The organism is Bacillus sp. TH25, assembly GCF_016650935.1.
GTDB classification, from domain to species: domain Bacteria; phylum Bacillota; class Bacilli; order Bacillales; family Bacillaceae_G; genus Bacillus_A; species Bacillus_A mycoides.
In genome coordinates this window covers 650,210-662,500 of sequence record NZ_JAEKEU010000036.1, presented here as the reverse complement: position 1 = coordinate 662,500, position 12,291 = coordinate 650,210, and the positions used below count along the sequence as shown (strand labels likewise).

General features: G+C 38.3%; 13 protein-coding genes (1 of these 13 running past the window's edge). All 13 read right to left on the bottom strand.

The features are described 5' to 3' along the window. Positions 1 to 1,264, bottom strand: partial view of a lysine--tRNA ligase gene (gene lysS, locus JFT89_RS19015; protein WP_002009709.1) — the 5' portion only. The gene continues 236 nt to the left of window position 1, outside the view; the window shows 1,264 of its 1,500 coding nt (coding positions 1–1,264); its start codon is at positions 1,262 to 1,264; its stop codon lies off the left edge, out of view. Positions 1,265 to 1,424: 160 nt separating this feature from the next. Further along, positions 1,425 to 2,423 (bottom strand): tRNA dihydrouridine synthase DusB, encoded by a 999-nt coding sequence (dusB, locus tag JFT89_RS19010; RefSeq protein ID WP_002063401.1) that lies wholly within the window; start codon positions 2,421 to 2,423, stop codon positions 1,425 to 1,427. 23 nt (positions 2,424 to 2,446) lie between these two features. After that, complete coding sequence (locus tag JFT89_RS19005; protein ID WP_002009706.1) at positions 2,447 to 2,650, bottom strand: helix-turn-helix domain-containing protein; 204 nt, start codon at positions 2,648 to 2,650, stop codon at positions 2,447 to 2,449. Next, the gene (folK, locus tag JFT89_RS19000) at positions 2,602 to 3,117 is read right to left on the bottom strand and encodes a 2-amino-4-hydroxy-6-hydroxymethyldihydropteridine diphosphokinase (protein WP_016095193.1); all 516 of its coding nucleotides are present in this window, start codon (positions 3,115 to 3,117) and stop codon (positions 2,602 to 2,604) included. Before folK ends, JFT89_RS19005 begins: the two co-directional genes overlap by 49 nt. Beyond that, positions 3,114 to 3,476, bottom strand: a complete 363-nt coding sequence (gene folB / locus JFT89_RS18995) for a dihydroneopterin aldolase (RefSeq protein WP_016095194.1) — start codon at positions 3,474 to 3,476, stop codon at positions 3,114 to 3,116. Before folB ends, folK begins: the two co-directional genes overlap by 4 nt. Beyond that, on the bottom strand, positions 3,477 to 4,337 hold the full coding sequence (gene folP, locus JFT89_RS18990) for a dihydropteroate synthase (protein ID WP_002167275.1): 861 nt from the start codon (positions 4,335 to 4,337) through the stop codon (positions 3,477 to 3,479). Further along, a complete protein-coding gene (pabC, locus tag JFT89_RS18985) occupies positions 4,312 to 5,184 on the bottom strand; it encodes an aminodeoxychorismate lyase (protein ID WP_016095196.1) in 873 nt (290 codons plus the stop codon). The genes folP and pabC overlap by 26 nt, the downstream gene beginning before the upstream one ends. Next, positions 5,178 to 5,765 (bottom strand): aminodeoxychorismate/anthranilate synthase component II, encoded by a 588-nt coding sequence (pabA, locus tag JFT89_RS18980; protein ID WP_002029312.1) that lies wholly within the window; start codon positions 5,763 to 5,765, stop codon positions 5,178 to 5,180. The genes pabC and pabA overlap by 7 nt, the downstream gene beginning before the upstream one ends. 5 nt (positions 5,766 to 5,770) lie before the next feature. Then, complete coding sequence (trpE, locus tag JFT89_RS18975) at positions 5,771 to 7,168, bottom strand: anthranilate synthase component I (RefSeq protein WP_016095197.1); 1,398 nt, start codon at positions 7,166 to 7,168, stop codon at positions 5,771 to 5,773. A gap of 223 nt (positions 7,169 to 7,391) precedes the next feature. After that, entirely contained in the window at positions 7,392 to 8,315 is a 924-nt protein-coding gene (gene cysK, locus JFT89_RS18970) for a cysteine synthase A (protein WP_002130221.1), read from the bottom strand. A gap of 117 nt (positions 8,316 to 8,432) precedes the next feature. Beyond that, entirely contained in the window at positions 8,433 to 9,308 is an 876-nt protein-coding gene (gene hslO, locus JFT89_RS18965; protein ID WP_002063395.1) for a redox-regulated molecular chaperone HslO, read from the bottom strand. 6 nt (positions 9,309 to 9,314) lie between these two features. Continuing rightward, positions 9,315 to 10,103: a type III pantothenate kinase gene (locus JFT89_RS18960; protein WP_002009692.1), complete on the bottom strand. Its 789-nt coding sequence runs from the start codon at positions 10,101 to 10,103 to the stop codon at positions 9,315 to 9,317. Between the two features lie 221 nt (positions 10,104 to 10,324). Continuing rightward, on the bottom strand, positions 10,325 to 12,226 hold the full coding sequence (ftsH, locus tag JFT89_RS18955) for an ATP-dependent zinc metalloprotease FtsH (RefSeq protein ID WP_002091565.1): 1,902 nt from the start codon (positions 12,224 to 12,226) through the stop codon (positions 10,325 to 10,327). Positions 12,227 to 12,291: the final 65 nt, after the last annotated feature.

Sequence of the window (12,291 nt, the reverse complement as noted above, 5' to 3'; positions counted from 1 at the left end):
CAGTGAATGCATTTGCATGTTCACGTGCAACGATAAATAACTCGAAACGATCTGTGAATCGTGGATCTTCGTCATTCTTTTTCGCAAGTGGCGAAATTTCTACCGGATGACCGTAAATAAATGTTGGTTGGATTAATTTATCTTCTACTTTTTGTTCGAAGAACTCATTAATAATATGACCAACTTCCATTGTATTCTTAATTTCCACATTATGTTCTTTTGCAAGTTCACGCGCTTCTTCTACACTCATTGGATTCCAGAAATCTGCTCCCGAGTGTTGCTTAATTGCATCTACCATATGAAGACGTGTCCATTCTGGCTCTAGATTAATTTCATAATCACCATATTGGATTGTTGTTGTACCCAATACTTTTTTCGCGATATGAGCAACCATATTTTCTGTTAGTTTCATAATATCATTATAATCAGCGTACGCTTCATATAATTCAATCATCGTAAACTCAGGGTTATGACGAGTTGATACACCCTCATTACGGAATACACGGCCGATCTCATAAACCTTTTCTAATCCACCCACAATAAGACGTTTTAAATGAAGTTCAATTGCGATACGCATATATAATTCCATATCTAACGCATTATGGTGTGTAGTGAAAGGACGAGCAGACGCTCCACCTGCAATCGCGTGCATCATAGGCGTTTCTACTTCAAGATAACCGTTGTCATCTAAATATCTTCTCATTTCACGAATGATTTTACTACGGGTAACGAACGTTTCACGGCTTTCCATACTTGTAATTAAGTCCAAGTAACGTTGACGATAGCGTTGTTCAACATCTTTTAATCCATGGTATTTATCCGGTAATGGACGAAGGGATTTCGTTAAAAGTGTAAATCCTATTGCTTTTACTGAAAGTTCTCCAACGTTTGTTTTGAACACTTTACCTTCAATACCTACTAAGTCACCTAAATCTGCTGTCGTAAATAACTCGTACTCTTCATCTCCAACAGTATCTTTACGAACATAAATTTGAACTTGCCCCTGTAAATCTTGAATATGCGCAAATCCCGCTTTTCCTTTACCGCGTTTTGTCATAATACGACCAGCGATAGAAACAGTGATTTCTTTCTCTTCTAATTCTTCTTTAGAGAATTCTCCATATAGACTTACTAAGTCAGTTGTTGAATTTGTGCGTTCAAATCGTTTACCGAACGGATCGATTCCTTGCTCACGTAAATTATGTAGCTTTTCACGACGAACAAGCAATTGGTCGTTTAATTCTTCGTGGTTCATGTTATCCATGATATTAATATCACTCCAGCTCTATTAATTTTTACAATATATACAGTATAGCATTTTCTACTCAACTAGAAAAACTGCCAGCAACTAACTGGCAGTTCTTCTTTCTTTCACGTAATTATAGGAAGTGTATAGAAGAATGTCAATCTCCTATACCCCCTTATTAACCAACATAAATTGTTTGTTGTTTCACTTCTACTTCTTCTACAAATGCACCTAATACATTCGCAAGGTCTTCACGTGTGTCGCAAGTATTGATACCATTACGCACACTCGCATTACCACGAACACCTTTTAAATACCAAGCTGCATGCTTTCTCATCTCTCTTACGGCAACATTTTCGTTCTTTAAATCGATAAGACGATCTAGATGCAACATACATACATCAATTTTCTCACGCACTGTTGGTTCCGGCATTAACTCACCTGTCTCTAAATACTTTACCGTACGATAAATCATCCACGGATCTCCAAGAGCAGCGCGGCCAATCATAACTCCATCTACACCAACTTCATCAAGCATACGCTTTGCATCTTGCGGTGTTTCCACATCACCATTTCCGATAACCGGAATATTCACAGATTGCTTTACTTGTTTAATAATATCCCAATCCGCTTTCCCTTCATACATTTGCACTCGTGTACGTCCATGAACTGCTACTGCTTGCCCACCAGCACGCTCAACAGCTCTAGCGTTTTCAACTGCGAAAATATGATCTTCATCCCAACCAATACGCATTTTAACTGTAACTGGTTTTTCAACAGCATCTACAACTGCCGCTACCATCTCATATATTTTATTTGGATCTAAAAGCCACTTTGCTCCCGCATCACACTTAGTGATTTTCGGTACTGGGCAACCCATATTAATATCAATAATGTCTGCTGTCGTATATTTATCTACGTATTTCGCAGCATCTACAAGAGTTTCTTTCTCTCCACCAAAAATTTGTAAACTTAATGGCTTTTCTCTCTCATCGATATATAACATATCTAATGTTCTTTTGTTATTAAGTAATATTGCCTTATCACTTACCATTTCAGCACAAACTAAACCTGCACCAAATTCTTTTACCGTCAAACGGAATGCAGAGTTACACACTCCCGCCATCGGTGCTAGTACAACTGGATTTTTCATCTCAATATTTGCAATCTTTAACACCCGACTTACTCCTTCCTTTACGGTCACTTTGGCATCAATTCGTCTATTGAAACGTTTAATGTTTTAGCGACTTCTACTACAAAATCTTGGGAAGGTGATCTATTGCCCCTCTCAACTTCACCTAAAACCGATACAGATACCCCTAATTCTTTCGCAAAACCTTCTTGCGTATAGCCTTTTAGCTTTCGAAAAGCACGAATGCGTCTTCCCCATTTTTCTGCTTCCATACCGTTACTCCCTCTCGCCTTTTCATTTCTTCTACTTGTGAACGTGAAATGTTTTGTTTTATATCTTGATTAATCTCTAACAACGGAACGATAACAAAAGCTCTTTCGAACATCCGCGGATGCGGAACAATCAGATTCTCTGCTTCAATATTTTCTTGATTATATAGTAAAATGTCAAGGTCGATGGTCCTCGGGCCCCATCTAATTTCCCTTTTTCTTCCTAGGTCATTCTCTACCTTTTGTGTTACTTTCAATAATTCCTGCGGTGATAAATTGGTAGAAATTTTTATAACTAAATTTAAAAAGCAATTTTGGTCAGTATAGCCAACCGGATCAGTTTCATATACAGACGAAGCATCATCAACTTGGATATGCTGGTTTTTATTTAAAAACTGAATTGCTTCAGTTAAATAAGTATAACGCTCCCCAATATTGGAACCTAATGCAATGTACGCTATATTATTCATGGACGTTCTCTCGTAATTTCTACCGCTACAGCACGATAATGTCCCGGTATCGGCGGATCCGGTTTAATTACCTTAATTGTACACTGTGAAATACTCTCATATTGTTTCAATATATCTGTAGCGATATTTTCAGCGATACTCTCTACAAGCTTATACGTTCTATCTTCAACCACTTTTCTACATAGTTCGAAAAGCTCCCCGTAATTGACAGAATACCCTAAGTCGTCACTTTCTCCTGCACGTTTTAAATCCAACTCCACCGTTAAATCCACTTTAAATCTCTGACCCAATTTATTTTCTTCTGGGAATACACCATGATAACCGTAAAACTCCATATCATGGATATAAATTTTATCCAATTACTTTGCCCCCTTACCAATCATCGCGTCCATCATCTTAGCCATACGCGCCATTTCTTTCACATCATGAACACGGATAAACTCACAGCCCTTTTCAATACCAAGACAAACGGTAGCTCCCGTTCCTTCAAGACGTTCCTCCACTGGTAAATCTAACACATGGCCAATAAAGGACTTTCTTGAAGTACCTAAGAGCACTGGGTAACCCAGTACATTTAACTGTTCTAAATTGCGCATCGCTTCTAAATTTTGCTCAGGTGTTTTCGCAAAACCGATACCTGGGTCTAAAATAATATTCTCATCTCGCACACCAGCATCTTTAGCAATTTTAATACTTTCATACAAATCAGCAATCATATCGGCCATTAAATTGCGGTAATTCATATTATCTCGGTTATGCATTAAGATAATGGGCACATCATAATAGGCTGCAACTTCAGCAATCCTCGGTTCCGCCTTCGCTCCCCAAATATCATTAATAATATGAGCACCAGCTTCAATCGCTTGTTTCGCAACCTCAGCTTTATACGTATCAATAGAAATGGGTAGCTTTACTTCTTTTGACACTGCCTGAATCATTGGAACAACTCGCTTTATTTCCTCTTCTACTGAAACTTTAGCGAAACCCGGGCGGGTAGATTCGCCGCCAATATCAATAATATGAGCACCTTCACTTTTCATTTCTTTCGCATGTCGCACCGCAGCATCTACTTCGTTGTAACTCCCACCATCAGAAAATGAATCTGGCGTTACATTTAAAATCCCCATAATTAATGTCTTTTCATTTAAGTTCAATGTATATTCGCCGCAGCGCAAATCATAATCCCACTTCAAACTACACATCTCCTCTTCGCAATTCATTTCTGCTCCACAATTTCTCTCTCTGCACTCCATAAAGATCCATAAGTCTTTTTGTAACCACTCCCACTTTACCCGGGAAATCTTTCTCCTCTATACGATAAAGGGGGACAATCTCTTGAATAGAGTTCGTTACGAACACTTCATCCGCTGAAAGCAATTCATCTTTTGTAAAAAAACCTTCCTTTACTTCTATATCTAGCTCTTCAGCAGCCTTTATAATAAACGCACGAGTGATTCCGTTTAAAATCCCTGTTTCTAATGAAGGAGTATATAAAATATCTCCTTTAACAAAAAAGAGATTCGAAACAATACCCTCTGCAACATAACCTGTTTCGGTAAGAAAAATACCTTCCTTATTCACAACATTTCCAATTTCGCGTTTCCCTAAAATATTATTTAAATAATGATGGGACTTCAAGCGAAATGCACCCTCTGGTGTATTTCTCACTTGCTTTAAAATAACTCCTTCTTTTTCCACTACATTCCCTGGAGTTGCTAAAGGTTTTATAAAAACAATAACAGATGGTTTTTCATATACTTCCGTTTGTAATCCTATTTCATCTATACCCGCCGATACATTTAAGCGCACATATGCATGCTTTAACCCATTCTTAACAAGTAGATTCTTTAAAATAAGCATCACTTCATCTTTTGTCATTGTCCATTTGATTTGCAATATATCGAGCGCATCCATTAAGCGTTCATAATGATCATCCAATAAAAAGGGATGACCATTATAAATACGAAATGTCTCAAAAACCCCAAGTCCATATAGGTAACCGTGGTCATAAGGAGAAATTTTCGCTTCACTCGCTTCTACATACGCGCCATTTACGTAAATTAACACGATGTCACACTTGGGCTATATTTGCGAATGAAATTCTGTAGCAATTCTTTCCCGTGAGAAGTCATAATAGATTCCGGATGGAATTGCACCCCTTCAATCGGCAACGTTTTATGACGAAGCGCCATAATTTCACCTTCTTCAGTCCAAGATGTTATCTCTAAACAATTCGGTAACGTCTCTTTTTTAACGATAAGAGAGTGATAACGTGTCGCGGTAAATGGATTTGGGATATCAGAAAAAATCGTCTGCCCATCATGATGCATTAAAGATGTTTTTCCATGCATCAAACGCTCTGCCCTGACAACATCCCCTCCAAATACTTGTGCAATTGATTGATGTCCAAGACAGACCCCAAAAATCGGAAGCTTACCTGCAAAATATTTAATAACATCCATACTGATTCCCGCCTCATTAGGACTACATGGACCTGGCGAAATCATTAAAAAATCCGGTTTCATATTCTCAATATCCGAAATAGTCACTTCATCATTACGCCTAACAACAAGCTCTTGTCCAAGTTCTCCAAGAAACTGCACTAAATTAAATGTAAAAGAATCATAATTATCAATCATTAATATCATTTCTCTCACCTAACCGTTTCTTCGCTACTTTCTTTTGCACGCCATAAAGCGATTGCTTTTTTTAACGACTCTTTATATTCATTTTTTGGATTTGAATCAATTACAATACCCGCTCCAGCTTGCACATGCGCTTGTCCATCTTTAGCAAGTAGTGTTCGGATTACAATATTCAATTCCGTATCTCCAGAATAACCAATCCAACCAATTGAACCTGTATAAATTCCTCGGCGAACAGGTTCTAATTCTTCAATAATTTCCATCGTACGTATTTTCGGGGCACCGGTAATTGTCCCACCAGGAAATACAGCCTTCACCAAATCGAAAGCATCTTTGTCTGCTTCCACCTCACCACGCACATTAGAAACAATATGCATAACGTGTGAGTATTTTTCAATTACCATAAATTCATCTACTTCAACAGTGCCATATTTACAAACCCGGCCCAAGTCATTTCGTTCTAAATCCACAAGCATTACATGCTCTGCTCTTTCCTTTTCATTTTCAATTAATTCTTTCGCTAATTCTTCATCCTCTTGCTCACTTGCTCCTCGAGAGCGCGTACCAGCAATCGGTCTTGTACTCACTTCTTTTCCTTGCTTTTTAATTAGCAATTCAGGCGAAGCACTAACAATTTGAAAATCTCCAAACTCCAAGTAACCCATATATGGAGATGGATTAATTTCACGCAGACTTGTATATATTTCTAGTGGATGTGTTTGTAATGTTCTTTCTTGTCTTGTCGACAAGTTTACTTGAAACACATCACCCGCTCCAATATATTCTTGAATACGTTCAACGGCCTTCATAAAGCCCTCTTCCGTAAAAGCGACTGCTTCATTTTTCTTTTCAGGAGATTCAAACGGCATAGTCACTTCGGGAGCTTCTTTCATCCAAAGACCCTTCCATTCATTTAATCGTTCCTCTGCCTCTTCACACTCATCTACATAATGCGTAATAATCCATAATACTCTCTCCTGTTGATCATACACAAACACGTCATCAAATAACAAAAAGAATATGTCAGGTATATTAATATCATCCTTCGCAAGAGAAGAAAGTTTTTCAATATAACGGATACAATCATAACTAAAGTATCCAATTGCCCCACCCTGAAAAGGTGGGTACTCCGGATTATAATCCGTTGTCCATTTCTCCATATACGCTTGCATTAAATCTAATGGATTCCCTCGCTTTATTGTTTCCTTACCACTTTCACTTATATGTAACGTCTCATTCTTACCCTGAATTACCGCTACTGGATCCAGCCCAACAATATTATAACGACCACCACGTCCACTTTCTAACAAAATATGTTGCGGCTTATCCTGAGAAAGAAATTTATATTGCTTAAAGAAATCTAACTGATATGGAATAGAAAGCGCTAAAGATTTTCTTCGTTGCATATCAACACCCCGTCTTCTGTTATCCCACCCTCTTAAGCCAATCAACTCAAACCACATAAAATTATTTATATAGAGAATGATTATACTTGAGGGCTAGTGAAAATAAATTAATTATACTACTTCTTATTTTACATGAAGTTTTCTAGTCATTCACTCTTTTCCTTTTTCCAATCAAAAAAGAAAAAGCATCCTTTTTTAAGGATGCTTTTCAAATCACATTCACTTATGACTCAAATTGATAAAGTGGTGTACTTAAATAACGTTCACCGTTACTTGGGATAATAACAAGTACCTTTTTCCCTTTACCCAATTTCTTCGCAACTTCTGTCGCTGCATAAACGACTGCTCCCGAAGAGATACCAACTAAAATACCTTCTTCTTTAGCCACTCTTCTCGCATATTCGAACGCTTGCTCCGTTTTCACTTGAATAATTTCATCATATACCTCTACATCCAATGTCTCCGGAACAAACCCCGCTCCAATTCCTTGGATCTTATGTGGTCCTGGCTTTCCACCAGATAATACTGGTGAATCCGCAGGTTCTACCGCGTAAATTTTGATATCTTTATAAGCTTCTTTCAGCACTTCACCGGCACCTGTAATTGTTCCACCTGTACCAATACCTGCGATAAACGCATCTAATTGATCCCCCATCTGTTCAACAATTTCTGGACCTGTTGTTATACGATGGATTTCTGGATTCGCTTGATTTTGGAACTGTTGCGGTATAAAGTACCCATGTTCTTCTGCTAATTCAGTTGCCTTTCGAATTGCTCCACCCATTCCTTCAGGTCCTGGAGTCAATACTAATTCAGCACCGTAAGCGCGTAATAAATTACGACGCTCAATACTCATTGTTTCTGGCATTACTAAAATTGCCTTATATCCTTTAGCAGCTGCTACCATCGCTAAGCCAATACCTGTGTTACCACTTGTCGGCTCAATGATTGTATCGCCCTCTTTTAATAACCCTTTATTTTCAGCATCTTCAATCATAGCTAACGCGATACGATCTTTAACACTGCTCCCCGGATTCATAAATTCTAATTTTAAGTATACATCTGCGCTGTCTGATTCTACGATGCGGTTCAACTTAACGATCGGCGTTTTCCCGATTAATTCTGAAACTGATTGTGCCACTCGCATTCCTGTCACTCCTAACACCGAGTATTTTTATTGGTTTTATCTATATTTAGATTTTGTCAGAAAATTCCCTGTTTGTCAATCCATTTGGGCGGCTGATTCTCCACCTAAACTTCTTTATTACAGGTTCTCAATTAGACTTGTAATATCTTCTTTAGCGAATTTATGTCGTTCATTACAGAAGTGACAGTGAACTTCCGTCTCTTCTTCTTCTGCACGAATTTGTTCTAACTCCGCTTTACCTAAACTAATTAGCACACTTTCAATACGCTCACGTGAACATGTACAATTAAATTGAACATCCATTGTTTCTAGCACTTTCACTTTATCTTCTCCAAGCACTTCATACAGTAATTCTTCTGGAGAAAGACCTTGTTCGATTAATTGTGATACTGGCGGGATTTGTTGAAGACGCTCTTCAATAAATGAAATTGTTTCTTCCTGCGCACCTGGCATAATTTGAAGAATGAATCCACCCGCCGCTAATACGCTATCATCTCCATTTACAAGAACACCAACACCTACAGAAGAAGGTGTCTGCTCAGAAACCGCGAAATAATATGTGAAATCTTCCCCTAGTTCTCCTGAAACAATGGGAGATTGACCAATAAACGGTTCACGCATACCGATATCTTTAATTACCGTTACAAATCCTTCTGTACCTACCGCTTGATATACACGTAATTTCCCTTGTTCCGTTCCTTCAAAATCAACATGCGGATTCGTTACATAACCACGTACATCCCCATTTGCATGAGCATCGACTAAGATAGGACCAATCGGGCCGTTACCCTCTACTTTAATCGTTAACTTCTGCTCGCCTTTTAACATAGCACCCATCATTGTACCCGCAGTTAAAGAACGACCAAGTGCCGCTGAAGCTGTTCTCCATGTATCATGACGCTTTTGCGCCTCACTCACTGTATTTGTTGTACGTACACTATAAGCACGAACCTGCCCATTAAACGCTAACGCTTTTACTAAATAATCTTTCATACTTATTTATTCACCCTTCTCATGTTGTAAATTTGCATTACGCTCATATAACATATACAAACCTTTTAACGTTAAAAACGGATCTACAATATCAATTACATTTGATTCTTCTGAAATTAATTTTGCTAATCCACCTGTTGCAATAACTTTCGGTTCTTGCTTAGCTTCTTCCTTCATACGCTTAACAATACCTTCCACTTGTCCAACGTATCCATAAAGAATACCTGATTGCATTGCACTTACTGTATTCTTCCCGATAACACTACCCGGTTTTGTAATTTCAATACGAGGAAGCTTTGCTGCCCTGCTATATAAAGCCTCTGCCGAAATCATAATTCCTGGCGTAATGACGCCACCCATATAATGCTTCTCTTCGTTAATATAACAATATGTAGTAGCCGTACCAAAATCAACAATAATAAGCGGACTTCCATATAAGTGGATTCCTGCTACTGCATTTACAATTCGGTCCGCGCCTACTTCACGTGGATTTTCATATTTAATATTCAAGCCAGTTTTTATCCCAGGCCCCACTACAAGCGGTTTAATTTTAAAATACTTTTCACACATACGCTCTAAAGCGAACATAATTGGCGGTACGACTGAAGACACAATAATACCTTTCACATCTTCAAAAGAAAGACCTTCATGCTCAAGTAACTGCTTTACAAGCATCCCATACTCATCTTCTGTTTTATGACGATCTGTTTCCATGCGCCAATGCTGACGAAGTTCCCCCTCTTCAAACACACCTAGTACCGCATTTGTGTTCCCTACATCCAATACAAAAATCATATTCTCACCACTTATCTTATTTAATCTATATTTGCGCAGTATGTATAAAACTTATAAAAACATCATATCACACATACTTATATAATCAGTTTTTCTATACTCATCATTGTACAAAAAGATTACTCTCTATTTCAATTTTTAATAATAGTTTCATTCAATTTTTTTTGCCACTTAAATTCATTCCACAAAAAAAGGAGTGACTATTGTCACTCCTTTTTTTCTTACTTATCTTCTGTATCTTCATCGTCTTTCTTCATATTGATGTTTACTTTCACATCATCTGAAGATGTTGGACGCTCAGGTAATCTGCCATAATCATATAAATGATTAATTTGCTCTGCATCTAATGTTTCTACTTCAAGTAACGTTTTCGCGATAATATCAAGCTTATCTCGTTTTTCAGTAAGAATTTGTTTCGCACGAGCATAACAGTCTTTAATAATTATTTGCATTTCCACATCAATTTCATGCGCGATTGCATCACTGTAGTTTTGTTCTGAATGGAAGTCTCTTCCTAAGAATACCTGACCACCTTGTGAGCTACCAAATTGCATCGGTCCAAGCTTATCACTCATCCCGAATTCTGTAACCATACGTCTTGCAATACCAGTCGCACGTTGGAAGTCGTTGTGAGCACCTGTACTTGCTTCACCAAATACAATCTCCTCAGCTACTCGACCACCAAGTAAACCAGTGATTTTATCAAGTAACTCTGGTTTTGTCATGAAGTAACGATCTTCCTTCGGAAGCATTACCGCATATCCACCAGCTTGACCACGAGGGACAATTGTTACTTTATGAACGATATCTGCTTCATCAAGGACAACACCAATTACAGTATGGCCAGCCTCATGGAATGCAACGATATTACGTTCTTTTTCAGAGATAACACGACTTTTCTTAGCTGGACCTGCAATAACACGATCCGTCGCTTCATCGATGTCACTCATATCAATTTTCTTCTTATCTTGACGCGCAGCTACTAAAGCAGCTTCGTTTAATAAGTTTTCAAGATCGGCACCAGAGAATCCTGGTGTACGAGTTGCAATTGCTCTTAAGTTGACATTCTCATCAAGCGGTTTATTACGAGCGTGTACCTTAAGTACAGCTTCACGACCATTTACATCTGGACGATCTACTGTAATTTGACGGTCAAAACGACCTGGACGTAATAACGCTGGATCAAGAATATCAGGACGGTTTGTCGCAGCGATGATAATAATACCTTCGTTTGCACCGAATCCATCCATTTCAACAAGCAATTGGTTCAACGTTTGTTCACGCTCATCATGACCACCGCCAAGACCCGCGCCACGTTGACGTCCTACTGCATCAATTTCATCAATGAAAATGATACAAGGAGCATTTTTCTTTGCATTTTCAAATAAATCACGTACACGGGATGCACCGACACCGACGAACATCTCTACGAAGTCAGAACCACTAATAGAGAAGAACGGAACGCCTGCTTCACCTGCAACAGCACGTGCTAGTAAAGTTTTACCTGTACCTGGAGGTCCCACTAATAGAACACCCTTCGGAATACGGGCACCAACTTCAGCGAACTTACGAGGGTCTTTCAAGAATTCAACTACCTCAACAAGTTCTTGTTTCTCTTCATCCGCTCCAGCAACATCTCTGAAACGAATTTTTTTCTTTTCATCATTGTATAGCTTCGCCTTACTTTTCCCGAAGTTCATAACACGGCTACCGCCGCCCTGAGCTTGGTTTAATAAGAAGAAGAATAAAATGAAGATAATGACAAACGGAATGATAGAAGTAAAGAACGTTACCCAAGCACTTGTTTCTTCTGCTGGTTGATACTTAACTTCAGCCCCTTGCGCTTTATCATTAATTTTCTTTTGTAATTCCTCAGTATTTGGTGCATAAGTAACAAATTGTTCTCCTTGGCTAGAAGTCTTGAATTGTCCCTTTACCTCAAACACACCATTTTTCGGTTGAAGCTGCACATTACGCACTTCACCTTTTTCAAGTTGAGTAATGAATTTATCGTAGCTAACTGATGTCGTTTTTTGCGTCGAACCATTAAAATAGCTCACGATTCCAATTACTACTAAGAATATCAGTAAATAAAAGATGGTATTACGGAAGATACGATTCATTCCTAACCTCCTCTCACGGCATAAACACTATAGTAAATCGTAACATAAAAAAAATTTCCTATACA

What these genes read in the sequence shown, in the direction of transcription:
- hslO (WP_002063395.1), bottom strand. Translation starts at nt 9,308, where the DNA reads ATGAAAGATTATTTAGTAAAAGCGTTAGCGTTTAATGGGCAGGTTCGT.
- folK (WP_016095193.1), bottom strand. Translation starts at nt 3,117, where the DNA reads ATGAATAATATAGCGTACATTGCATTAGGTTCCAATATTGGGGAGCGT.
- JFT89_RS19005 (WP_002009706.1), bottom strand. Translation starts at nt 2,650, where the DNA reads ATGGAAGCAGAAAAATGGGGAAGACGCATTCGTGCTTTTCGAAAGCTA.
- pabA (WP_002029312.1), bottom strand. Translation starts at nt 5,765, where the DNA reads ATGATATTAATGATTGATAATTATGATTCTTTTACATTTAATTTAGTG.
- trpE (WP_016095197.1), bottom strand. Translation starts at nt 7,168, where the DNA reads ATGCAACGAAGAAAATCTTTAGCGCTTTCTATTCCATATCAGTTAGAT.
- cysK (WP_002130221.1), bottom strand. Translation starts at nt 8,315, where the DNA reads ATGCGAGTGGCACAATCAGTTTCAGAATTAATCGGGAAAACGCCGATC.
- JFT89_RS18960 (WP_002009692.1), bottom strand. Translation starts at nt 10,103, where the DNA reads ATGATTTTTGTATTGGATGTAGGGAACACAAATGCGGTACTAGGTGTG.
- folP (WP_002167275.1), bottom strand. Translation starts at nt 4,337, where the DNA reads ATGAATTGCGAAGAGGAGATGTGTAGTTTGAAGTGGGATTATGATTTG.
- ftsH (WP_002091565.1), bottom strand. Translation starts at nt 12,226, where the DNA reads ATGAATCGTATCTTCCGTAATACCATCTTTTATTTACTGATATTCTTA.